Genomic DNA, 24,246 nt, shown 5'->3' on the forward strand with positions numbered 1-24,246 from the left:
AAGATTGACTTATAGGTTCACTGATCTTAAAACCGGTGCCAGGCATTTGACCACGGCCACTCTGAACCTAACCTACCTATGAAACCATCTTTAAGCCTCCCCCAATGGTTTACCCTTCGTTCCCCGTTCTCGTCCAGTCTCCTGGTTCTGTTACTACTCCATCTTACTGCCTCGGCAAGTGCAAGCTATGCCTCAGAAGCACGTGCAACTGCCCGGTCTATTGAAAAAGCGCTTCAATTAAATACTTCCAAGGCAGTTTTTAAAGATGCCCCTACTTTGAATTTCACTGGTCTGGTGAACGGTGAGCTGCGGAAAACGTTCGGGATTCCTGATTTTGATCTGGCGGTAACCTCTACTTCTACCGGAGCGGTAACCTTTGCTATTGTCAAGGAAGGAGAGGGCGCTGATTCTGAGTACAACGGCAATGTGAGGCTGTACGGGACCGGTAACAGGCGCATCGCTATTGAGCAGGCCGGTAAGGTGAGGTTGAGGGCCACCGTAGCCGAGACCGCTACCCACGAAGAGAAATCAGTGGAAGTGGATTTGGTCATCGCCAAAGCAACCAGACTGATTTTTTTTGAAAGCCAAACCGCAACCTATAGTGCTAACGGCTATACCCTGTTAGAAGCAACCGTAAGCCAGGGTGGAGGAGCTATCACCTATGGGGTGGTTCAACAGAACACAACGGCTTACCCGGGGCAGGTGGCCATTAGCGGCAAGCAGGTGGAGATCACCAAGGCCGGACGGGTTAGAATCAAAGCCACCGTGGCCGAAGATCCCAATTATCTGTCAGCTTCCAAAGAGGTAGACCTGTTGATCAATAAAGCCTCAGCCATACCGGTTTTAGCAGCTCTGGACCATACCTATGACGGCACCGAGAAAGAGGCTACCGTGTCCATTGCGCCTTCGGGGCTGAATGTGTCCGTAACCTATTCGGGGTCTGCTAACCCTCCTAAAAATGCGGGTAATTACATGCTCGTAGCCACCGTGCTGGAGGATAATTACGAAGGCAGAACTTCCAGTTTCTTCACCATCCATAAAGCCTCGCAGAACATCTCCATCACTAATCCGGGAACACTGAAATACGGAGCCACGGCGTTCCCATTGCAGGCAACGGGCGGAGGCTCTGGTAACCCGGTGGTGTTCAGCATCAGGTCAGGTAATGCGTTTGCCTCCATCTCCAACGGTAATATCCTGACCATCCGCGGTGCGGGGGAAGTAACGATTAGGGCCACCCAGGGGGCAAGTGCCAACTATGAGGCCGCTTCCCCCACCGAGGAGACTTTCACCATCACCAAAGCCCCCTTGGCGGTAGGCGTAGAGAACGCCACCCGCATCTACGGAGAAGAGAACCCGCCCTTTGTTCTGACTTTTTCCGGATTTGTGAACGGCGACGATGCTTTGGATTTGGACATGAGACCCACTGTAAAACCGGTGACCTCTACTTCTGCCACTTCTACCAGCAACGTAGGCACCTATGATATCACCGTGAGCGGAGGCACAGATGCCAGGTATGAGTACGCCACCTACAGCAAAGGAACTTTGACCATCACCAAGGCGCCGCAACTGATCACGTTGAATCCTATCACTGACAAGAAGTTGAACGATGTCTTTACCCTGCCTGCCACCACAGATGCTGGTCTTACCATTTCCTATACCAGTTCAAACCCGGCGGTGGCCACGGTAGTAGGCAACGTGGTAACGGTGCAGGGATTAGGCCACACAGATATCACCGCAACGCAGGCAGGAGACCTGAACCACGAGGCTGCCGAGACCAAGACCCAGACCTTGCGGGTAACGGTCACCAGCTCTCCTGAGGAAATAGCGTCTGCCAAAGTGCAGGTGCGTCCTAACCCCACCGCCGATGGATCAATCACCCTAAGCGGACTCCCGCAAGAAGTTCTATATGAGGTACAGGTACTAGACCTAACAGGCCGTAAAGTACGGCAGCTCACGACAAAGCCTTATGTCACTGGTGCCGTGCAAATGAACGTAGCCGGCTTACCGGCCGGGCAGTACATCCTACGCATCAAAGCGGGTGATCTCCAATTATCAAAACGCATGGTGAAATCCTGAGTCCCGTGCAAAAGGTGCTTTGGGGCCGATTTTCAAAAATCAGCCCCAAAACACCTTTTATTTAATCTTCACCACCCGTACCGGATTCCGCTCGCGCAAACCATCGGGTAGGTGGGTGATGATCTCGTCGCGCAGGGATTCAATCAGCTTCTTCTTCAGGAAACTGCGGTGCACCACCAGGCTGACCTCGCGCAGGGGCTGCGGGTCAGCGAAGGGGCGTACCATGGCTTTCTTCTCATCAGAGAGTTCCTGCACCGAGAGTTCTGGGAGCAACGTCATGCCGCTTTGGGTTTCCACAATGCGTTTGAGGGTTTCCAAGGAGCCGCTCTCGTAATCCAGGTGCACGTTGCGGGTGGTCTTGGCGCGGTTGCAGAGCTGCAGTACCTGGCTCCGGAAACAGTGGCCGTCGTTCAGGAGCCAGAGTTCGGCGGGGTCAATGGCTTCGGCGGTGATTTCCTCAAGTACCGACAAGGGATGGGCCGGGTGCAGGTAACCTACAAAGGCCTCGTAGAACAGCGGCACCTCAAAGATGCTCTTATCGTTCAGGGGCGTCACCAGCAAGCCCACGTCCAGCAGTTCCAGTTTCAGTTTTTCCACAATGGTTTCGGTGACCATCTCCTGGATGCTCACGTGTACCTGCGGGTACTTCTGGATAAACGAGGTAATAAACAGCGGCACCAGGTAAGGCGCCAGCGTGGGAATGACGCCAATGCGCAGCTCTCCGCTGATGCCATCGCGCTGCACTTTCACCAACTCCTCTATTTTCTTGAACTCGGCCACGGCCACCCGGGCCTGGGCAATGACGTCTTTCCCCATCTCGGTGGGGCGTACAGGCACCCGGCTGCGGTCAAACAACTGCACGCCCAGTTCCTCCTCCAGTTTCTGCAACTGCATGCTCAGGGTAGGCTGCGTCACAAAGCATTTCTCGGCGGCGGTGGCAAAGTGGCGGTAGGTGTCAACGGCCAGCAGGTATTCCAGTTGGGTGAGCGTCATAGGTGAAGGAGTGATGGAGTGAATGGGTGAATAAGGAAGTTTTATGAATATTCCGGTGCGCGTTTTGGACCAGTTTTTCCTAAAAGAGCCCAAAAACGGTGCTCAGAGGAATGAGGCAAATATAATAGGGATTATCTATAATCGTATAAATACTATCAATTTGATAGATAAAATCGTTTCGGGCACCTTTGTCGTATGGTTAGGCACAGGAAAAAGATTTCTAACCTATATACACAAACTATGGAAACCCAAAATGAATTAGGCTTGGAGCGTCAGGATACCAAAGACGTAGCCCTGAAACTGAACGAGCTGCTGGCCAATTATCACCTGTATTACCAAAACCTGCGTGCGTTCCACTGGAACATCAGAGGCGGCAACTTCTTCCAGCTGCACGCCAAGTTTGAGGAGCTGTACACCGCCGCCATTGAGAAGATAGACGAGATTGCCGAGCGCATCTTAACCCTGGGCCACACCCCGCTGCACAGTTTCTCAGATTACCTGCAGTATTCGCATATCAAAGAAGCCAAAGGCCTTACTTCTGACCAGGACACCGTAGGCACCACGGTAGAAAACATTGGGCAGATCATTCATTTAGAGCGCGAATTGCTGGCCTTAGCCGATGAACGCGACGACGAAGGTACCCAGGGCCTCATCAGCGAAGACCTGAACGCCCTGGAGAAAAACCTCTGGATGCTCAACGCCTTCTTAGGCAAATAAACCACCGCACCTAAAACACTACTACAACCCTTTATTACTTTTAACCTCCAAATACATGTCACTTAACCGAGTACTATCTGTTGGGGCAGAATTCCCTGCCTTTTCCAAAAAAGCTGTTGTTTCTTTAGAGAGAGACCAAGAGTTTAGAACCATCACTGAGCAAGAGCACCGCGAAAACGACCAGTGGCTGGTGATGTTCTGGTGGCCGAAGGATTTCACCTTTGTGTGCCCCACTGAGATTGCCGAGTTCAACAAAAACTACGATGAGTTCCGCGACCGCGATGCCCAGCTGATTGGCGCCTCCACTGACTCTGAGTTTGTGCACGCCGCCTGGCGCCGCGACCACGATGACCTGCGCGGCCTCCGGTTCCCTATGCTGGCCGACACGTCTAAATCCCTGGCCGAAGACTTGGGCATCCTGAGCGAAGAAGAGAAAGTAGCCTACCGCGTTACCTACATCGTAGACCCACAAGGCATCATCCGTTGGGTAAGCGTAAACGACCTGAACGTAGGCCGTAACGTAGCCGAGGTGCTGCGCGTGCTGGACGCCCTGCAAACCGATGAGCTTTGCCCTTGCAACTGGAAAAAAGGCGAAGCCACCCTTACTGTTTAATCCCACACCCGGCCTCTGCTGCGGGCCAGAGGAAATGTCTGTCGCTCACGGCCCCATACGCAGATCACCGGTCAAAATTTTACCGATTGTTTAGTGGTTAATTTCAGGCGAAAGGAAAGGCCTGCCCCACAAAAGCGGGCACTTCCTTTCTCACCTGTTTTCAGGAAAACAGCCTCAAAACGCGCCAAACAAGTATCACCGCAAGGTAATCGCATATTAGAGTCGGTTTACTTGAGCATTCCAACTCAGAACTCAGAACTCAGGACTACCAATTGGGCGTGCCCCTGCGGGTCGGGCTATCCGCTGCAAGTCCTCGGGCTTCGTGCCTCGCCCCGTGGGCTTTCCGCTGCTATCCCTCACGCGGCATCCTCGCGCAGCCAAAGCCACTGGAGCAGAATCAAGCGTTTCTGACCTGATTTCGCTAACAATCACCAAAATCGGCTTCGGCAGAAACTTGCCTTACTGCCATCAACAATCAGCAATAAACAATTAGCAACTTCTATAAGAATGCTTTCCGTTATCCAAGAAACCCAACAAGATTTCCTCAAAGATTTAGGCCTTTCCGGCCAAGCCTTTGATCGCCTGGACCAACTGGTACAGGGCGACTCTAAATATTTGAAAGACCTGCGCATCAACCTGAAGACCTCTCTGCAGGCCGAGACGCTTTCTTCCAAAGAAGCTTACCTCATTGCCCTGTCTGCGGCCGTGAACGAAGAAAACAACACCTTAACCGAGGCGTTCCGCTCGCTGGCCGCCGCCCAGGGCGCTACGGATGCCGAACTGGCCGAAGCCGTGGCGGTGACCTCACTGTTGAGCACCAACAACATTCTGTACCGTTTCAAGCACTTCATGCACACTGATTTCTATGAGTCAGCGCCCGCCAAAGTGAAGATGAACATCATGATGAACCCCGTGACCGGCAAAGAGTTCTTTGAGCTGGTGAGTCTGGCTATCTCGGCCATCAATGGCTGTGAGCGTTGCGTGACCTCGCACGAGGACTCGGTACGTAAGCTGGGCGCTTCTGAGCAGCGTATTTTTGATGCCGTGCGCATTGCTGCCGTAGTGGTGGGCGTGAGCAAGGTCATCCGGTAGTACTTTAACCCTTTTCGCCATGGCTTTGGCATTGAACCAGGTAACCGTGTCCGTACAGCATATACCGGATGCGGTTGCCTATTACTTAGGGCTTGGCCTGCACCTGATTGTGCAGAGCCCCCATTACGCCCGTTTTGTGTGCCCAGATGGGCTTTCCACCTTCTCGGTGCACCTGCACGAGGGGCCGGTTCCCGCCTCGGGCACCACGGTCTACTTTGAAACCGATCACCTGGACCAACGGGTGGCCTCTCTGAAAGCCCAGGGCTACGTGTTTGAGCAGGACCCCAAAGACCAGCCCTGGGAGTGGCGCGAAGCCTATCTGCGCGATCCGTCGGGCAACCGCATCTGCCTGTACCATGCCGGCGAAACCCGCGTGAACCCCGCTTGGCGCCTGCCAGAGAGCAAACAGCAGTATTTCCTTACGCCAGTGCGCTTCACCGCCTGGTTGGAGGCCATGCAAACCGCCCTCGGCGAGAATGACACGGCAGCGTTGCAGCAGCTTTTCTCCGCGGATGTGCGCCTGCTGGAATCTCCGTTTGCTGCGCCGGTGTTCGGGGCTGCCAAAATAAAGCAGCACTGGGACAACGTAATGGGATTGTTCGCCAACGTTTCCTACACCTTGGTAGGCGTGCAGGGCGAGATTGGGTATGCCCAACTGGAAGGCACCTGGGGCTCCACCGATACCGTGGTCTACAGTGCCATGCTGGCTTTGAAGTTCAACCCGGCTGGTCTCTGCACTGAGATTGTAGTATGGGGAGGACCTACCATTTCCAGAGCCGTGATGATGAAGAACGTTTCCGGGGTGTTTCATAAAAACCAGGCCTGAAACGTAAACAAAGCTTAGGTGACCTGACCTATTTGTCTGGCCAATTTAAAAAGCCACTCTCTCTTGTAATGAGGAAGTGGCTTTTTGCGTTTGGTTTATAAGCGGCTTTTTACCTGGTCAGGGCTTTTTAGGCTCACTTCAAGAAAAAACTTAAAAAATGAGGGTTATTTAAGACTTAGCCTGTCCTTCATGCAATAGTAAGTTTCTTGCACAGCCTTAACGCAGCTTAAGCTAGTTTACCAGAAAGCTTTATGTTAATTTTGCTGCCCAATTCAATTTGTGATAGTACCCGAAATGAAGGAAGAAATACTCTTTTCATTGGTAATGGCTACCGTGGGAAGAACAGAGGAAATCAGGAAGTTCTTGTTATCTGTGGTTAATCTGCCTGGAATAGCCTTTGAAGTGATAGTGGTAGACCAGAATGAAGATGATAGGCTGGGTACAATCATTCAATCCTTCACCAAGGATGCCAGAGTAAAGCACATCAAAATAAAAGAGAAAAACGCCAGTAAAGCCCGTAACATAGGTGCGAGCCATGCCACAGGCCGGTGGATCGGTTTTCCGGATGATGACTGTGTCTACACCCCTGATACCTTACGGAAAGTGCAGGAGGTATTTGAGCAGTCGGCCCCTCAGGTGGTAACGGGTACCGTGCTTGATTTTGAGGGAGTGCCCCTTAACCGGTTTTATCAGAAGCAATGCCAGGTGAACCTGTTCAACCTGATAGGGAAAGTATCTGAGCCGGCATTTTTCATCAGGCGGGAAGTCTTTCAGGAGCTGAAAGGGTTTAACGAGGACTTTGGCCCTGGCGGCAAAAACTTTTCCTCTGAGTCATATGAATTGGCGGTACGGGCCCTGAAACAGAAAGTAACTATCCTGTTTGATGCCAACGTGCAAATCTTGCACCCACGGGTGATGCCCCCGTACACCAAGGCTTACCTCACGCGTGAATACGGTTACTCGTACGGGTTTGGGAAAGTACTGCAAACGCATTTTGGGACCTGGGCCCTTTTTTACCTTGCCAAATACCTGGTAGCTTTTACTTCTAAGCTGTTCAGATTTTCGGGTACCCGTAAGCAGCACGCCTTCCTCACAGCCCTTGGCTTATGGGACGGTTTGTGGGGGAATAAACCAAAACACGGGTCTTTTTCCAAAAAACCACAGTTTCTGGCGCCCGCTACCACCGGTACCTCCTTTGAAGAATCTGCTATCCTAAAGCTTAGATAGTGGCAAAAGACATCACAAAGGAGTCTGAACAACAGAAAGAATTGCTTCCCAGGATACACTATATCGGTTTCAATGAATCCACTGGGTATGGCGTGGCTGCCAATTCATTGGTGCAAGCTCTGCGGCGCTCTGGCGCTGACGTGAGCTTTACGGGTATTCTGCCGGGTAAGCCCGAGGAAGGCGGCGTACGGACCAGCGCAGACGTTCCTGAAACTGCAGGCCCTTTTGCGTTCTCCATCATCCATACCGTTCCAGAATACTATCCTTACTGGATTAGGTCTGAAAAGCAGAAAAACAGGGAAACACAGGTGTGGGGGTATACCACCTGGGAAACAGACCAACTTCCAGACCACTGGCCAGCCCTGCTAAACCAGCTGGATGGGTTGTTTGTGACGAGCCACTGGAACAAAGAGGTCTTTCAAAAAAGCGGCGTCACCGCCCGGATTGAAGTATTGCCGCACGTTTCAGAGTTTGAGGGTGCTGCTGAGGGTAAACCGTCCCAAGTTCTGGATCCGGTCTTCCAAACCGTGAAAGACGATTTCCTATTCTACAGCATCGGGGTCTGGAACGAGCGGAAAGCTCCCTGGTTGCTGATAGAAGCCTTTCAGCAGGAGTTTTCCAAGGACGAGAAAGTAGCCTTGGTGTTGAAGACCGGCCGGGTGGATTGGACCAGCCCTTATAAAAGAAGATGGAACAAACTGTTCCGGAAAGGTTTTGGCGAGGCTTCTGATGCTTTTAAGAAATTGGTTACTTCCCAAAATTCCAAAATCTACCACCTGGGCCAGGAATTAAGCAGTCAGGAGGTGGCACTGCTGCATAAAAGAGGCGATTGCTTTATTTCCTTCACCCGCGGCGAAGGCTGGGGAATGGGGGCTTATGAAGCTGCCTGGTTTGGCAAAGCGGTAGCCATTACCGCGTATGGCGGGGCTCTGGATTACTTGCCGCCTCACCTGGCCTATTTGTTAGACTTTGATCTGGTGCCGGTGCACACCGCTTTTGGGCAGGAGTCTTACAGTTCTAACCAGAAGTGGGCGGAAGTGAACCTGCCACTGGCCCGTAAAACCATGCGCCACATCTTTGAGAACGCAGTAATTGCCCAGGAAAAGGGGAGTCTGCTTCGGCAGCATGTTTCCACTAATTTTAGTGCGGAGGCAATCGCCTCCATTTGTTTGCGAGCCTTGGGCATTGCAGCACCAGAAAAAACTGAGATTACCTCTCAAAATCAATTAAGTGCCTCCTGAGGGTTTCTGCCTGTTATGAATAGAGTACCCAATATCTATCACTTTGTATTTGGTTTGCGACCGCAGACAGAGCCTTTTCATCTGGCTTATTACTTATGCCTGGCGTCCTGCCTGGAGGTAAACAAACCAGATGCTATTTACTTTCACTACAAACACATGCCTTACGGCGAGTGGTGGGACCGGATTAAACCCTTCCTGACCCTGAATCCGGTGGAGGAAAGTGATTTCGTAAAACAATTTGCCTACCAGAACCAACAGATTGAAAGTTTTCGGTATGCGCATTTGGCAGACATCATCCGACTGGAAATGCTGCTTAAGTATGGCGGGGTTTACGCCGATATTGATTCTCTCTTTGTGAACAAACTCCCGGAGCACCTGTTTACCAAACCCTGTGTCATGGGAAAAGAGAAGGTAGATTGGACTCAGGAAGCGGCAGTTAAGGCCGGAGGCTCGCTCTGCAATGCCTGGATCTTGGCCGAAAAGGATTCTGCCTTTATCCAGCTCTGGTTGGAACAGACCTTTAAAGAGTTTGATGGTACCTGGAGCGCCCATTCCACGTTCCTGCCTTACCGGTTGAGCCAGGAAAATCCCACCCTGATTCATGTGGAACCTGAACGCTCATTTTTCTTCTTTGACTGGAGCAAACAAGGCATCAGGAATATATTCGTCAATAAGGTAACCGAGTTGCAGGGTATCTATAGCATGCACCTCTGGAACCACCTGTGGTGGAGCCCAACCCGCACAGATTTCACTTACTTCCACCATCAGCGGCTTACCCCTAATTACGTAGCCTTTGCAGATACCACGTACGCCCGCATCGCCCGCAAATTCCTGCCCGCCGATGTGAAAGTCTCTCAGGCAGAGTACCGGAAGGAAAGCCTGCAAGGGCAGGTGGAAAAGGTGGTGCTATACCTGAAAGCGAAGTTCTAGCCCATCACGTATGCTCACCTCGCTGAAGTCTTATTTGAACCTGAAAGATAAACTGGCTGCCATCATGAGGGGCGTTCCTGAGGCCCTCCATGGTAAGCTGTATCGGGCTATTCTTTTCGTAGTGCTGATGCCCTTGCTGGATCTGGCCTTGGCCTATTGGCTGTTTGTCATGCTAATGGTTTTGCAGGGCAGCACCCCTTCCGTACTGGGTTTGCAGTTAAGGGAAGGCAGCCTGGGAATAACCATGGTGGTGTTTGTAGTGCTAACGCTGGCCCGGCAAGGCATAGAATACCTCTCTATCAAAACCACCCGCACCCTTACTCAGGATATCTTTCAATCCTTTTCCCTGCGCCTGATAGAAAAGTACCTGTCTCTGCCGTGGCTGCACTATACCAAAGAGACCAAAGCCATTCGCATGAAACATTGCACCGTTACGGCGCTGGATGGGGCTTACTCTTTCCAGGTACTGTTCAACCTGATTGGGGCTTTGGTGACTTTAGTGGTTTTAGGGGCAGCCACAGTATTGAAAGTACCGGCTTTGGCTATTACAGGTGCTGTTTTAATGGCGTTTTTCACATACGCTTCCAAAAGTTACCTCAAGCGAAAGGTGCAACTGGCAGTGAAAGAGCATGACCATTACCAGAAGAACTTCTATCAAAGACTGCACGAGAGCTTCAGCCTGTCGCGGGAGATGAAGATTTTTCAGGTCAGTGGTTATTTCCTGGAGGAGATCCAAGCAGAGCTCAACCGGCTAAGCAAAGCCAAGGTAGATCTATCGGTTTTCCCCCAGATACCCAGAATAGTGCTGGAGTTGATTTTAACCTTGGCCATTGCCCTTGGTTTGCTGGCAATGGTGGTAGTAGGGGATTATTCTTCAGATGAGTTGATCGCGAACCTGGCAACCGTGGCTATTCTGGCTAGAAGGATAGTACCGGCCATGGCCATGCTGATGTCTACCTTCACTGAGCTGGATGGCAGCGTAATGAACATCAGTCTTATCAGGCAGGAACTGAATCAGGGAGCCGAAAGAGAGAACTACTACAAGCCGGTTTTGCAACGGCCTGATCTGCTGATGCAGCTCAATCAGGTAAGCTTTGGGTACCGCCCAGAAGAACCCATTCTGGAATGTGTTTCCCTGGATATTGCACAGGGAGACCGAGTGGCGGTGCTGGGGCCTACGGGCAGAGGCAAAAGTACGCTCCTGATGATGGCAGCAGGGTTTATCCCACCCACCAAGGGCGAAGTGCTGGTAGTCCCGGCGCTTGGCGCAAACCAATTGCCCGTGGCGTATGTGCCCCAGGAAGTTACTTTGCTCAGCGGCAGCGTACGGGATAATCTGTTGTTTGGGCAGGTAACGTTTGAGGAGGAGTTGGCCTGGCAGGTACTGGCTGCTGTGCAGTTAGATCAGTTTGTGAAGGAACTGCCGGAGGGGCTGGATACACCCATTGGAGACAACGGTGTTTTGTTCTCGGGCGGGCAACGGCAGCGCATCGGGATTGCCAGGGCTCTTTACCGGCGTCCATTACTGTTGTTCCTGGACGAGGCTACCTCTGCTTTGGACGAGACCACCGAGCTGGCGGTAATGGCTAATATAGATCAGCTTATTGGTCGTGGAGCGGTCATGTTCATCACGCACCGTCTGTCTACCGCAGAGCAGCATGCCACCAAATTCTGTCGGTTATAAAGGAAGCACAAGCCTAAAAAGATGAAAAAGGTACTGTTTATAACCCCGGTCTTACCAGACGTGAACGGAGGCGGAAGGGAGAAAAGGGCCCACCAGTGGATGACCTTGCTGTCAGCGGAAAACACGGTGGAACTGTTCCTGATAGCTACGCAGCCAGAGGCAGGAGGAGAGGTAGACAAGTTGGTTCTACGGTACACCAAACCGCAGCGATGGGTGGAGTGGGCTAAGGCACTCGTCTCTTTTGTAGTAAGGCCGGTGAAAGGTGCCTTTGTGCTGTTCTGGATGCCCTTGCGTCCTGAGCACAAAGCATACCTCCACCAGCGCTTTCAGAACAAAACGTATGACAAGATCCTGGCTTTCCGGTTGTACACCAGTGATTTTGCTCTCTATGTGCAACAACTCACCCGTACGCCCCTGGTGGAATTGGACCTGGACGATATTGAGTCCACTACTTTCCAGAAGATATCTAAGGTATTCTTAGAAGGACGGCGCTACAAAGAGGCTTTCCAGCGCTACATGTCTGCCGTGCAGTTCAACCTGATGGAGCAGGAACGGTTAAGAAAATTCAACCGGATCTATATCTGCTCCCGCGAAGACAAGCAACTTATGGGCGCACGTTTCCCGGAGGCAGACATCCAGGTTTTTCCTAATCGCATGTATGGAGCCGTCCAACGACTGCCGAAAAGTCCCGCTACTAAACAGGTGCTATTTGTGGGAAGCCTTAATCATTATCCCAATGAGGAGGCAGTCCGGTGGTTTGCACAGGAGGTGCTCATTCCTCTGCGAAAACATGATCCTGAGTGGGTGTTCCAGGTGGTGGGCTACGAGGCCTCAAGGGAGTTGCAGAACTTCCTGAACCAACAAGCAGGCGTGAAGTTTTTAGGTGGTATTCCGTCACTGGACCCAGCCTACGCAAAGGCAGGCATGGTAGTGGCTCCCTTGCACGCGGGCGGCGGTACCAAATTGAAAGTGATTGAAGCCATGTGGTACGGCAGACCCGTTATTGCAACGTACGAGTCTGTGCATGGGCTAGGGCTAAGCCCGGAAGTACACTATCTCCCAGCCGAGACAGCCGAAGAATACATCCGGCAATGTGAAAAATTAGCCGCTACTCCTGCGCTCTATGATAGACTGGTACACCAGGCCGCAGAATTGGTGCAGGAGCGATTCAGTTACGGTGCCCATGCCGCTCCTGAGATATGGACGGCAGACAAGCAGAAAAAAGCAGTATGAAGATCTTAGTTGACCCCGAAATATTTTTTTACGGAAGATGCGGCATGGTGCGGTATTATAGTCGGTTGTGCGAGGAACTGGAGAAGAAAGGGCACACCATTGACCTGCCTTTGATTCGCTCCAACAGTGATTTCATCAGCGGAAACTGGCAGGGGCTTACCGCTTTCTCAGGACTGCCTTTGGGCCGGAAAGTGCTGAACAAAGTAGATGTCCTGTCTAAGCGGTGGTATTTCCGGAAAGTGCGCGAAGGGCAGTACGATGTAGTGCTTATCACTTCGCCGGTGTTTGAGGATGAGTTCCTGAAGCAATTGCCGTCCGGAAAACCTTACGTGATGGTGGTGCATGATACCATGCGCTGTGTGCTTGGCCCCGATGGCTTATTTGACCCGGCGGGCAGCAACGCAGACCGTTTGGCGTACCTGGTCCGCAGAGCTGCCAAAGCCATCTGTATTTCAGTGGCTACCCAGCAGGATACCCTCCAACTCACGCATGTGCCAGAAAGCCAGACTGCCGTAATCCACACCGGTAATCTGCTGAACGTATCCGTAGAAGCTAAACCCAGTTTAAAATTACCCGCCCGCTACCTCACATTTGTGGGAGACCGTACCGGCCGCAAGAACTTCCGCTTCTTTATCCTGTCTATCGCTGAGTGGATGCGCGGGCAAAAAGACCTGTTTTTGGTTTGCACCGGCAAAAGCAACGTCTGGGAAGCCGATTTGCTCCAAAGCCTGGGCTTGCAGGATCGGGTTTTGTTTGTAGATGCACCAGATGCGGTCCTGGTGCACCTGTATAAAAATGCCTTGGCCTTAGTGTACCCGTCCCTCTACGAAGGGTTTGGCTTGCCGGCCCTGGAAGCCATGGCCGTGGGTTGCCCGGTAATTACCTCCACCTGCGGCGCGCTGGAGGAGGTAGGAGGCGAGGCTGTGCAATACGTGAACCCTGCAGACAAAGACTCTATTCTGAATGGGGTGAAAGCCGTGGTTGAAAATGAGCAGGTTCGGGCTCAAATGCGGGAAAGAGGCTTAAAACAGGCATCCCGGTTCACCGTAGATGGAATGGTGAGCGCCTTTGAGGAAGTGTTCCAGGAAGTAACCAGGAAATAAGCTTTCGTGAGGAAGCAGAAACGTTTTCAAGCTGATTTCTGAAAATCAGCTTGAAAACGTAACCAGATCCTTGGGCTCTCAATCAGTGAGAATTCTACAATATTTTGATTTGTATAGGTAGGTAGCAGGTCTGCTACGAGCCAATAAAAAACGCCCGCTCAAAGGAGACGGGCGTTTTTCGTTTATTTCTCAGAAATCAGCTCCAAAACAGGAGTCTAACATCTAGCACCTAGTATCAGACATCTTACTTGGCGTAGGCCACAGAGCGCATCTCACGAATAACGGTGATCTTGATCTGGCCGGGGTACTGCATCTCTTTCTCAATCTTCTGGGAGATATCGAAGGAAAGTTGCTGGGCGCGTTCATCGGTCACGTTGTCGGCGTCTACCATTACGCGCAGCTCACGGCCGGCCTGGATGGCGTAGCACTGGTTCACACCTTCAAACGAGTGGGCAGTTTCTTCCAGTTCTTTCAGACGCTTGATGTAGGACTCCATGATCTCGCGGCGGGCACCCGGGCGTGAACCAGAGATGGCGTCGCAGGACTGGATGATAGGCGAGATCATCGCGGTCATCTCAATCTCGTCGTGGTGCGCTCCAATGGCGTTGCAAACGTCTGGGTGCTCTTTGTATTTCTGGGCCAGCTGCATCCCAATGATAGCGTGCGGCAGTTCGGGCTCCTCAGTGGTCACTTTCCCGATGTCGTGCAACAGACCGGCGCGTTTGGCGTGTTTCACGTTCAGGCCCAGCTCGGCGGCCATGGTGGCGCACAGGTTGGCTACCTCGCGGGAGTGCTGCAGCAGGTTCTGGCCGTAAGAAGACCGGAAACGCATGCGGCCCACCATCTTGATCAGCTCTGGGTGCAACCCGTGGATGCCCAGGTCAATGGCGGTACGCTCGCCAATCTCCACAATCTCCTCTTCAATGCTTTTCTTGGTTTTGGTCACCACTTCCTCAATGCGGGCCGGGTGAATTCGTCCGTCGGCTACCAGGCGGTGCAGGGAAAGGCGGGCAATCTCGCGGCGAACGGGGTCAAAACCGGAAATGATAATCGCTTCAGGCGTATCGTCTACAATGATTTCAACACCAGTAGCAGCTTCCAGGGCGCGGATGTTACGTCCTTCGCGACCGATGATCTTGCCTTTGATATCGTCAGACTCAATGTTGAAGATAGACACGCAGTTCTCAATGGCGTGCTCAGCGGCGGTGCGCTGGATGGTCTCAATCACTACCTTTTTGGCTTCTTTGGTAGCGGTGAGCTTGGCCTCGGCCACAATGTCTTTGATGTAAGAAGAGGCGCGTGTAGAGGCTTCAGACTTCAGGTTCTCCACCAACTGCTCGCGGGCTTCCTCGGCGCTCAGGTTGGCAATACGCTCCAGACGGCTCAAAATCTCGTGGTGGTCTTGCTCCACTTTGGCCAGCTTGTCGCGGTACTGAGTCTCCAGGTCTTCTTTGCGCTTGTTAAAGCCGTCCAGTTGCTGGTTCAGCTTGTTTTTGAGGGCATCGGTTTCCTGCTCTTTCTTCTTCAGGTCTTCCTGTTGCTTGGCTACTAACTGCTCGCGCTGCTTAACCTTGTTCTCATTCTGGATGATGATGTTCTTCTTGCGGTTGGCCTCTTCCTCGTGCTCAGCTTTCAGCTTCAGGAAATGCTCCTTGGCTTCCAGCATCTTGTCTTTCTTCTGGGTCTCGGCTTTGGCTTCCGCTTCGCGGATAATGAGGCTGGCGCGCTCCTTGGCCTGTTCTTCCTGCTCTTTGAAGAGCTTCAGGAGCAGCACGCGACCGGCATAGAACCCTATGCCTGCGCCAATCAAGGCTGCTAAGATGATATAAATGGTCATGACTACAACTTTAAATGGTTATAAAGTATAGCAATGACACTGAGCCAATGGGGGCGGAGCCGACGGTTTAGTCTAGCTGCAGAGAAGAGAGCAGTTGGTTCAGAGAAGAGAGCTTCTCTTCTAACGTGAGTTGGGTTTCTACAGCGGCGTCATCGGCCTTGATCTTGTCTGCGGCGGTTTCCAGCGCAATCATGGCCAGCAGGTCCTGCTTGTCATGAATCCCGAACTGCTCTCTGAATAATCTCAGACGCTCGTTCAGGTATTTGCCGGCTTGCCGTAGTCTTTCTTCCTCCTCCTCGTTTACCCGCATCGGATACTCGCGGTCGGCTATCTTGATTCGTATAGATAACTCACTCATTTCCTGATGCTTTTATTAGCTGCCGTGGCGCGTTTGGTTGTTAAAGGTTGCAGAGCGATGTGTAAAAGAGTAAAAATGCCGCATCTCAAGCCTAAGGTTCTATATTGGTAAATCTGCGTGCGAGCACGCATTTATGAAAGAACAAACAACAACCGCAACCAGACAACCCGTTCTTCTATTCTTTTAAATAAGCAATGCACTTGTCTATCTCGCGCAGGTACTCATTTATTTTCAGCTTCAGCTCCGTTGAACTGGCAGTGTCTACTGCTATGGTTTGTACAATTTTAGTAATATTATCTTGATTCTGAAAATTTTTTATCTCAGTGTCTTTTTCCTCAATCACTTGCTGCAGACGCTCAATTTCCTTATGAGACGCCTGCAATTGTTCCTGAGCCGCCTGGTACAGCCGTACCAACTGGTGCACTTTGCCCTCTAGGGTCTGTATCTGCTGAAGAGTAGACTGGTCAAACATCTTACTTCCGGATTACGGCTCCTAATTGGTGCTCAAATTGTTGCATCAGGCGGTTCATGGTAGAATCAATCACCTTGTCAGTGAGCGTCTGATTCTTGTCTTGTAGCGTAAAGCTGATGGCAATGGCTTTTTTGCCGGCCTCAATCTTATCGCCCTCGTACACGTCAAACACATTGATGTCCTGCAGAAGTTTCCGTTCTACGCGCTGGGCTACCTGTTTCATCTGCTCAAAGGTCACGCCTTTGTCTACCACCAGAGACAAATCACGGCGCACTTCCGGGAACTTAGACAGTTCCTCAAACACCAGCTTGTCTTTGTAGTTGCGCAGAAGGTAATCCCAGTTGAGCTCGGCGTACCACACCTGCTCTTTTACGTCTACCTGCTTGCACACGGTGTCTTTCAGCAAGCCAATGTGGCCCAGGGTCACATCGCCTTTCTGGTAGGTCACGCCCCCGGCCAGGTAGGGGTGCTCGGTTGGTTTGGTGGTGTAGTTAGGCTGACGGCAAAGCGTAAGCACCTGCTGCACCTGACCGGCCAGGTCATGGAACGTGGCTTTGGCGGTGGCTTGTTGCCAGCTTTCGGCGGCACGGTTTCCAGTCAGGAACAGGGCCAGATGGTTGTTCTCTTTGTATTTCTCGCCGTCTTTGCGGTACACTTTGCCAATCTCAAACACCTTCAGGTCACGTTGACGGCGGTTGATGTTGTGGCGCAGCACTTCCAGGCCTGAGTACACCAGCGTAAGGCGCATGGCATCCAGGTCCTCTGAGTTGTAGTTCAGGATGGGCACCAATTCAGCGGGAGTGTTGCCCTCCGCGTCTTTGTAGTAGTTGGAGTTGGTGAGCGAGTTGGTGATCAGCTCCAGGTAACCGTTGCCAGCCAGCACATCAGCGATGCGCTTGGTAATCACTTCCGGGTCCGGATTCGGGAATTTAGCCAGGAAACTCGCCGCCAGGTTCTCGCTCAGGTGAATGTTGTTGTAGCCGTAGATGCGCAGGATTTCCTCCACCACATCGGCTTCGCGGGTCACGTCCACTTTGTACGGCGGAATGGTCAAGAGCAAGTCCTCGGCGGTTTCTTCAGCAATCTCAATACCCAAGTCCGACAAGATCTCCTTGATTCTGTCTTCGCCGATGTGCTGCCCGATGAGTTGGTGCACACGGGCGTAGCTCACCCGGATCTGCGTGGCTTGCACCGGTTGCGGATACACGTCTACAATCTCAGAAGAAATCTCACCACCCGCTACTTCCTGAATGAGCAAGGCGGCCCGCTTCAAAGCCGTGATGACCATGTTCGGGTCAGTGCCGCGCTCGAAACGGAACGAAGAATCGGTTTTGATGCCGTGCGTCTGCGAGGTTTTGCGGATACCTGCCGGAGCGAAGTAGGCGCTTTCAATAAAGATGTTCTGCGTTTCGGCGGTTACGCCGGAGTTCAAACCTCCGAACACGCCCGCCAGAACCATCGGCTCTTCGGCGTTGCTGATGGTCAGGTCTTCGGCGCGTAAGGTGCGCTCCACGCTGTCCAGGGTGGTGAATTTAGCTCCTTGGGTAGCTTTTTTCACGATGATTTTGCCCCCTTTGATGGTGGCTGCGTCAAACGCGTGCAGCGGCTGGCCCAACTCATGCAGCACGTAGTTGGTCACGTCTACCACGTTGTTGATAGGAGACAAGCCAATGGCTCTTAACCGCTGTTGCAACCACTTAGGCGAATCCTGCACTTTTACGCCAGAAATGGTCACGCCCGCGTAACGAGGACACGCCTCCGTATTCTCGATCTCCACCGAGATAGGCAGATTGGTGTTGGCTACGTTGAACTCGCTCAGGTCTGGCAATTGATAAGGCGTTTTGAGCAGGGCCTGCAAGTCTCGGGCCACACCCAGGTGAGAGGCGGCATCGGCACGGTTAGGCGTCAAACCAATCTCAAAAACCTCATCAGAAGCCAACCCGAAGTACTGGGCAGCCGGAGTTCCGTTGGGCAGATCAGTGTCCAGGACCATGATGCCGGCGTGGTCGGTGCCCAGACCAATCTCGTCCTCGGCACAGATCATGCCCTCAGACACGGCGCCCCTGATTTTTGATTTCTTGATCTGGAATGGCTCGCCGCCTGCTGGGTACAAGGTGGCGCCCACGGTGGCAATCACCACTTTCTGACCGGCGGCCACGTTTGGCGCTCCGCAGACAATGTGCTTGGGCTCGCCTTCGCCAATGTCCACGGTGGTCACGCTCAGTTTGTCGGCGTCGGGGTGTTTGGCGCAGGTGAGCACTTCCCCAATGACCATGCCCTGCAAACTGCCGGGAACTACGTCAAACGTTTCAATACCTTCTACCTCCAGACCTGCATCGGTGAGGAGTTTGCCCACGTCCTGGGCGGGTTTATCTATGGAAATTAAAGTCTTGAGCCAATCCAGTGAGATGCGCATGGTGTCTTGTTCTCTGTGTTAGGGGCGCAGCCACGCTACGCCGATAGCCGTTTTAGGGCTGCAATTTTCAAAATTACCAAAAACTGGTGAAGATGGGTAAGGGGAAGTTGTTTTTTGTGGAAAACCTCCGCCAGTGCCTTGGACAACCTTTGTTCAAAGGAATGTGGGGGGCTTTTGTGCCGTTTTCAGGAAAATAGCTCTAAAACGGTTTTGGCATTGACGATCGTAGGTCCTCCGGATACTACGAGGTCTTTTGAGTGAGCGGTATAGCGTAAGCAGAAATCCTATAATACTATGGCGCGGATTTACTTTCGTGGCTTGCAGTTATTCATTAAGAAGTCACGGAAGTAAATCCCGCCATAAAGGGAATAATTCAGCAATGTGTGGGGACACGAGCGGGACGCTCGCGCCAGCGGATAACTCAGGACTTAAGACTCAAGACTCAGAACTCGCCAGGTTTACTTGGCGAAAGCCTGCTCGCCGGCCGGGATCTTCACTTTCAGCCGGTTTTCGGCGGGAGGCATAGGACAGGCAAATTCTGGGTTGTAGGCGCAGAACGGGTTATAGGCTTTGTTGAAGTCCAGCACGATGGTTTTGCCGTTGGGCACAGCGTCCAGGTAACGGCCGCCGCCGTAGGTCTCAAAGCCGTTGGTCTGGTCAGTGAACGGGATGAAGAGCGTGTCTGAGGTGGAGCCGGCTTTCTGGAACAAGGTGAGTGTGTGTGTCTGGCCCTCCAGTTCAAAGGAGGCTTTTCCTTTTACGTAGTAAGGTTCCTGCGTACCGGTGGTCATGGGCATGGCTACGGGCTCAGCGCGCTCAATGGGCGTGAAATCAGCGGCCACCTCGTAGTCACGGGCGGGGGCGTAGTACTTCAGCTTGTTAAAAGCGCGGCGCACCGAGTCGGGGAGGGGAGAGCTGGTGGCGCTGCGGAAGGACAGGTCTTTGTTTTCGCGGAATTTCTGAACGGCCTGGGCGTAGCTTTCATCGTTGTAGAAAAGGTCTTTGATCAGGTAGCCCACAATGAGCAGCACGCCAACAATGATAATGTATTTGAATCCTTTCATGGAATAAGGCAGGTTGAAGGCGCAAAGGTCGGAAAGAAATTGATACGTTGGGAAACCGGACCTTTTTCAGCCTCTTTTTCTAAAAGCAGCCCAGAAACGCCCTCGTAGCGGCGTTACACCGTAACGCCGAGGTTCTATGAAACAACCAAGTCACTAATGTATGAAGCTCTAAGGCCGTGGATCTCTGAAAAGGCTTCTTCCAGACGGGGCTTCTCGCGCCACAGGCAGGTTCCTGGAGGTTTGAGGCGGAGCTGCTGCGTAGGGCCACGGCGTTACAGTGTAACGCCGCTACGGTTCACTGTTTTAAGCCTCCTTTTCAGAAAACAGGCCAAAAAAGAAGGCAGCTACCGGACCGTAACTGCCTTTCTTCAGACATATAAACAACAAACAACAGACTTTCTGGTTTTAGAGTAGGTCTTCATCGGCGAAGCTGTAGTAGCTGTTGTCGGTGAAGATGAGGTGATCCAGGATGGGCAGATCCAGTACCTTGCCGGCTTCCTGTAATTTCTTGGTCAGAGCGATATCTGCTGCGCTGGGCTTCAATTGCCCCGAGGGGTGGTTGTGCACCAGAATAATGGCGCTGGCCAGGTTCTCCAATGCGTGTTTGAAGATGATCTTAGGGTCTGCCACGGTGCCCGCCACACCGCCGGTACTGATCTGGATCTTCTTCATGATGGTGTTGGCACGGTTGAGCAGAATAACCCAGAACTCCTCATGCGGCAAATCCTGCAGGTGCGGCCGGATGTACTCGTAAATATCAGTGGAGCAGGTGATGCGCGTTTTCACGGCCGGGGCAGCCTCTTTGCGGCGACGGCCCAGTTCCAGGGCGCTCACAATGGAAATGGCTTTGGCTTCGCCGATGCCCTTGTGCTTCTGCAGTTCTTTGACTGAGAGGCGGGCCAGTTCGTTCAGGTCATTGTCTACGGCTTTCAGGATGAGCTTGGCCACATCCACGGCGCTGAGGCTGGGCGTGCCGGACCCGATCAGGATGCCGATTAATTCTGCGTCTGAGAGGGCGGCGCGGCCTTTGAGCAGGAGTTTCTCCCGCGGACGGTCTTCTTCGGCCCAGGACTTGATGGAAAGCGGAGCGGTGGCGTAAGCGGTAGACATACGATTCTGGCTTGTTTTCAGGAAATCACCTCAAAATTGACTCTACAATCTTAAACCGAAGCAAATAGTTCACCGGCTGCTTATAATTTCCCGTAAACCCCTCGTTGCGGCGGCCTATATTTGCCGCTATGTGTCAGCTGTAAAAAAGAAAAATGGCCAGATTAATCATCACGTTAGTACTCGTTCTACTTATAGATATCTATGTTTTCCAGGCCATCCGCACGGTAACGGCGGGGCTTGCTCCCTCGGGCAGAAAGGCCGTGTACATCATCTACTGGGCGGTCAGTCTTTTCACTCTAGGCACGCTTCTGCTGGCTTTGCTAACCCGAGGCTCGGCACCCAACCCGGTGCGCATGCAGGTGGCCAACGTGCTCTTCATTCTGTTCATCTCCAAACTGGTGGTGGTGCTGTTCCTGTTCATTGATGACCTGGTCAGGCTCACCCAGTGGCTCTCCAACGCCATGCGCGGCCCCGAGAAGCCCCAGTTCAATGTCTCCCGGCACAAATTCATGAGCCAGTTAGCTTTGATTATGGGGGCTATTCCGTTGGGTACGCTCATTTGGGGCATGGTGAAAGGAGCGTATTCTTACCAGGTAAAACGCGTAACGCTGCGGTTCCCCAACCTGCCACCGGCCTTTGACGGATTTAGGTTACTCCAGATCACCGACATGCACTCGGGAAGTTTTCATTCCAGCAAACCCCTGGAGGAAGCCGTGGCCCTCATCAACAAACAAGCCGCCGATGTGGTGGTGTTCACCGGTGATATTGTGAACAACGTGGCCTCAGAGGTGGAACCGTACGTGCCCATCCTGTCCAGAATCAAGGCACCCAGTGGGGTGTATTCCATCCTGGGCAACCATGACTACGGAGATTATGTGCAGTGGGCCAGCCGCGAGGCTAAAACGCGCAACCTGGATACGCTCAAGCAGCACCACCGTAACGCCGGCTGGGATCTGCTCTTGAACGAGCATCGGGTGCTGGAGCGCAACGGGCAGCGCATAGGGTTGCTGGGCGTGGAGAACTGGAGTACCCGCATGAACTTTCCCCGCTACGGCAGCCTTTCCCGCGCCTATGCCGGTACAGAGCAATTGCCGTTCAAGATTTTGCTCTCGCATGACCCCTCGCACTGGGACGGCGAAGTGAACACCCGCTTCCAGGATATCGATCTCATGCTTTCCGGGCACACCCACGGCATGCAGTTTGGCGTGAACATCCCGGGTTTTAAGTGGAGTCCGGTGCAATATGTGTACAAGCAATGGGCAGGGTTGTACCAAAAAGGGCGGCAATACTTATACGTGAACGTAGGGCTGGGCTTCCTGGGCTACCACGGTAGGGTGGGTTTCCTGCCTGAGATCACCGTTTTTGAGTTTAAAAGAACTTAGGGGAAATTTGACTGTCTGAGAAGATTTAAAGTTTATTTTAGTAATTTTTGAAAGTAAGTACAATTCTTGTTTTGAGGCTAATTTCTGATTATTAGCCTCAAAACAGGAATTTTGTTTTGTAACTCTGCTTCTTAAGGTAGTGGTGTGGATGTAGTTTTTGTTGGTTAAGTACAATTATGTGAAAACCTGCGTTGATTGGCTCCGTAAAATCTCCTGAACAAGCCAAAGACGTTGGCTCCAATTTGTTCCACCAAAGAATTTACACCATGAAAAAGCAATTTTTAATGATATTGGCGGCAGGAGCCCTGGCTTTTTCCGCATGCCGTGAAGACGCTGGTACTTCTACAGAGACCCAGGAAAACGACAGCGATACCCCAGACAATGCTTCCGGCGAGACAACTGATAGTACCTCCGCTTCTAACTATGACTATGAGCAGGAATCCAGAGAACGGGTAGACCGCATGTCAAACCAGATCTCGCAGGATTTAAGCCTGGATGCCGCAACGCAGGCCCGTATCCGTACGGTCATGTATAACCGCGCCCGGCAGATGAACGAATTGGAGACCCGTTTCAGCAGCACCAACCGCAGCGCCGGTTTGGCCGCCGACAGCGGCAGCATGATGAGCGAGGACATGATGGTAGACGAAGACATGATGATGGACAGCGGCGTGGCCATGTCTAACACCATGGAAGTGACCGGCTACCCAGAAGATTATCCCACTCAGTATTATGATGAGTTAGAGTCCATCAACTCCAACGTGGACATGGAGGTGAAAGGCTTTTTGACTCCGGCTCAGTTTAAGATCTATGAGGCCAACCGGGAGAGATATTATTCCGGCGAGGCCAAATACAAAGCCCAGGACGGTTCCAAGCTGAAAGTAGACGGTGATGAGTCTAAAGTAAAAGCCGGTGACACCAAAGTGAAAAGAGACGGCGACGAGTCTAAACTGAAAACAGGTGACACCAAGGTGAAAAAAGAGCCCAACGAGTCTAAAGTGAAAACCGATAACGCCAAGCTGAAACGCGAAAAAGACGAAGTAAAATACAAGTCTGGCGACACTAAAATAAAAGTAGAGAACTAACCGTTCTCTCATTACCTTTGAAAGGCTTGCCCGTAAGAAAGGCAAGCCTTTTTCATTGCTATTCCGCCCTTCAGAATTGTATGAGTAAGCGTTTCGGCTTTTTGTTTTTTTGTTTGATCAGCCTGTTGATGTTGCCAGAGGCTAAGGCCCAAGCCCAGGGGCATAGCATTTGGGTAAGCGGGCAAGTGTTGCGGGAAGACAACAAAAAGCCTATTGCCGGGGTGTCTGTGTTTCAGAAAAGCACTGGGCAGGGGAGCGCTACCAATGAACAGGGAGCCTTCCGCATCAGAATCTCCTCTTCAGATACGTTGGTGTTCAGGGCGCTGGGTTTCCGGCAGAAAGAGTACGTGCCCTCTCTCAGGAGCGTCACTGAACTGCGGGTGAACATCCTGCTGCAGGAAGAAAGCGTGCAGCTGAAAGAGGTGAAGGTTTCGCCTTTGTCGCCGGAGAAAGTAGACCGCGTGCTCAGGAACATGAAACCACGTCCGGCGCCACCCAAGCCCAGAATGAACGTGACCGTGCCCCGCATCATCATTCCACCCGGGCCACCCACCCCGCCAGATCTTATTACCAGCCCTCTCAGTTTCCTCTGGGAACAGTTCTCCAAAGAAGGCAGGCAACGTACACGCGTAGCCAAGCTCATGGAAGAGCGCGAGCGGCAGAAAGAAATGGAACGCGAAGCCATGCGGCAAGACTCCATCCGGCAGGCTCGGTTACGCTACAACCGCTTTTTCAGAGACACCACCACTTTCTACCCCAGGTGGTAAAGCAAATTCCAGCGCCGGTAGGT

At 52.3% G+C, this 24,246-nt stretch carries 21 protein-coding genes; 14 read left to right on the plus strand and 7 right to left on the minus strand.

Translation table 11 applies throughout. The features are described from left to right. The first annotated feature begins 78 nt into the window (after positions 1-78). Positions 79-2,076 (plus strand): MBG domain-containing protein, encoded by a 1,998-nt coding sequence (locus tag JT719_RS18390; protein WP_207435209.1) that lies wholly within the window; start codon positions 79-81, stop codon positions 2,074-2,076. Positions 2,077-2,133: 57 nt separating this feature from the next. Here JT719_RS18390 and JT719_RS18395 read toward each other — a convergent pair whose 3' ends face one another. After that, positions 2,134-3,069, minus strand: coding sequence for a hydrogen peroxide-inducible genes activator (locus JT719_RS18395; RefSeq protein WP_205504172.1), 936 nt, complete (start codon positions 3,067-3,069; stop codon positions 2,134-2,136). 240 nt (positions 3,070-3,309) lie between these two features. Here JT719_RS18395 and JT719_RS18400 point away from each other — a divergent pair, with 240 nt between their 5' ends. The 10 genes from JT719_RS18400 to JT719_RS18445 all read left to right on the plus strand — a co-directional run bounded on the left by JT719_RS18400 (position 3,310) and on the right by JT719_RS18445 (position 13,735). Next, on the plus strand, positions 3,310-3,786 hold the full coding sequence (locus JT719_RS18400; protein ID WP_207435210.1) for a Dps family protein: 477 nt from the start codon (positions 3,310-3,312) through the stop codon (positions 3,784-3,786). A gap of 55 nt (positions 3,787-3,841) precedes the next feature. Continuing rightward, entirely contained in the window at positions 3,842-4,399 is a 558-nt protein-coding gene (locus tag JT719_RS18405) for a peroxiredoxin (RefSeq protein WP_207435211.1), read from the plus strand. Positions 4,400-4,906: 507 nt separating this feature from the next. Then, positions 4,907-5,491 carry a carboxymuconolactone decarboxylase family protein gene (locus JT719_RS18410; protein WP_207435212.1) on the plus strand — a complete coding sequence of 195 codons (585 nt, stop codon included), beginning with the start codon at positions 4,907-4,909 and terminating at the stop codon, positions 5,489-5,491. A gap of 19 nt (positions 5,492-5,510) precedes the next feature. Continuing rightward, complete coding sequence (locus JT719_RS18415) at positions 5,511-6,317, plus strand: VOC family protein (RefSeq protein WP_242693350.1); 807 nt, start codon at positions 5,511-5,513, stop codon at positions 6,315-6,317. A 294-nt stretch (positions 6,318-6,611) separates the two neighbouring features. Further along, positions 6,612-7,544, plus strand: a complete 933-nt coding sequence (locus tag JT719_RS18420) for a glycosyltransferase family 2 protein (RefSeq protein WP_207435213.1) — start codon at positions 6,612-6,614, stop codon at positions 7,542-7,544. Beyond that, positions 7,544-8,785, plus strand: coding sequence for a glycosyltransferase family 4 protein (locus JT719_RS18425; RefSeq protein WP_207435214.1), 1,242 nt, complete (start codon positions 7,544-7,546; stop codon positions 8,783-8,785). The genes JT719_RS18420 and JT719_RS18425 overlap by 1 nt, the downstream gene beginning before the upstream one ends. 15 nt (positions 8,786-8,800) lie before the next feature. Further along, entirely contained in the window at positions 8,801-9,715 is a 915-nt protein-coding gene (locus JT719_RS18430; protein ID WP_207435215.1) for a glycosyltransferase, read from the plus strand. Positions 9,716-9,725: 10 nt separating this feature from the next. Beyond that, the gene (locus JT719_RS18435) at positions 9,726-11,399 is read left to right on the plus strand and encodes an ATP-binding cassette domain-containing protein (protein WP_207435216.1); all 1,674 of its coding nucleotides are present in this window, start codon (positions 9,726-9,728) and stop codon (positions 11,397-11,399) included. A 21-nt stretch (positions 11,400-11,420) separates the two neighbouring features. Beyond that, on the plus strand, positions 11,421-12,632 hold the full coding sequence (locus JT719_RS18440; RefSeq protein ID WP_207435217.1) for a glycosyltransferase family 4 protein: 1,212 nt from the start codon (positions 11,421-11,423) through the stop codon (positions 12,630-12,632). Beyond that, complete coding sequence (locus JT719_RS18445) at positions 12,629-13,735, plus strand: glycosyltransferase family 4 protein (protein WP_207435218.1); 1,107 nt, start codon at positions 12,629-12,631, stop codon at positions 13,733-13,735. The genes JT719_RS18440 and JT719_RS18445 overlap by 4 nt, the downstream gene beginning before the upstream one ends. 244 nt (positions 13,736-13,979) lie before the next feature. Here JT719_RS18445 and rny read toward each other — a convergent pair whose 3' ends face one another. The 6 genes from rny to radC all read right to left on the minus strand — a co-directional run bounded on the left by rny (position 13,980) and on the right by radC (position 20,992). Then, the gene (gene rny / locus JT719_RS18450) at positions 13,980-15,572 is read right to left on the minus strand and encodes a ribonuclease Y (RefSeq protein ID WP_207435219.1); all 1,593 of its coding nucleotides are present in this window, start codon (positions 15,570-15,572) and stop codon (positions 13,980-13,982) included. A gap of 67 nt (positions 15,573-15,639) precedes the next feature. Further along, on the minus strand, positions 15,640-15,930 hold the full coding sequence (locus JT719_RS18455) for a cell division protein ZapA (RefSeq protein WP_207435220.1): 291 nt from the start codon (positions 15,928-15,930) through the stop codon (positions 15,640-15,642). Positions 15,931-16,105: 175 nt separating this feature from the next. Next, positions 16,106-16,402, minus strand: coding sequence for a hypothetical protein (locus JT719_RS18460; protein WP_207435221.1), 297 nt, complete (start codon positions 16,400-16,402; stop codon positions 16,106-16,108). Between the two features lies 1 nt (position 16,403). Continuing rightward, complete coding sequence (gene pheT, locus JT719_RS18465) at positions 16,404-18,818, minus strand: phenylalanine--tRNA ligase subunit beta (protein WP_207435222.1); 2,415 nt, start codon at positions 18,816-18,818, stop codon at positions 16,404-16,406. A 458-nt stretch (positions 18,819-19,276) separates the two neighbouring features. Next, positions 19,277-19,882, minus strand: a complete 606-nt coding sequence (locus tag JT719_RS18470) for a DUF1684 domain-containing protein (RefSeq protein WP_207435223.1) — start codon at positions 19,880-19,882, stop codon at positions 19,277-19,279. 405 nt (positions 19,883-20,287) lie between these two features. Further along, positions 20,288-20,992 (minus strand): RadC family protein, encoded by a 705-nt coding sequence (gene radC, locus JT719_RS18475; protein ID WP_207435224.1) that lies wholly within the window; start codon positions 20,990-20,992, stop codon positions 20,288-20,290. Between the two features lie 152 nt (positions 20,993-21,144). Between radC and JT719_RS18480 the strand changes: the two genes are divergently transcribed. The 3 genes from JT719_RS18480 (at position 21,145) to JT719_RS18490 (ending at position 24,223) form a co-directional block, all read left to right on the plus strand. Further along, positions 21,145-22,374 (plus strand): metallophosphoesterase, encoded by a 1,230-nt coding sequence (locus JT719_RS18480; RefSeq protein ID WP_207435225.1) that lies wholly within the window; start codon positions 21,145-21,147, stop codon positions 22,372-22,374. A 266-nt stretch (positions 22,375-22,640) separates the two neighbouring features. Beyond that, complete coding sequence (locus tag JT719_RS18485; RefSeq protein WP_207435226.1) at positions 22,641-23,456, plus strand: hypothetical protein; 816 nt, start codon at positions 22,641-22,643, stop codon at positions 23,454-23,456. An 80-nt stretch (positions 23,457-23,536) separates the two neighbouring features. Next, complete coding sequence (locus JT719_RS18490) at positions 23,537-24,223, plus strand: carboxypeptidase-like regulatory domain-containing protein (RefSeq protein ID WP_207435227.1); 687 nt, start codon at positions 23,537-23,539, stop codon at positions 24,221-24,223. Positions 24,224-24,246: the final 23 nt, after the last annotated feature.

The sequence above is a fragment of the Sabulibacter ruber genome (assembly GCF_017355955.1).
GTDB lineage: Bacteria > Bacteroidota > Bacteroidia > Cytophagales > Hymenobacteraceae > Nibribacter > Nibribacter ruber_A.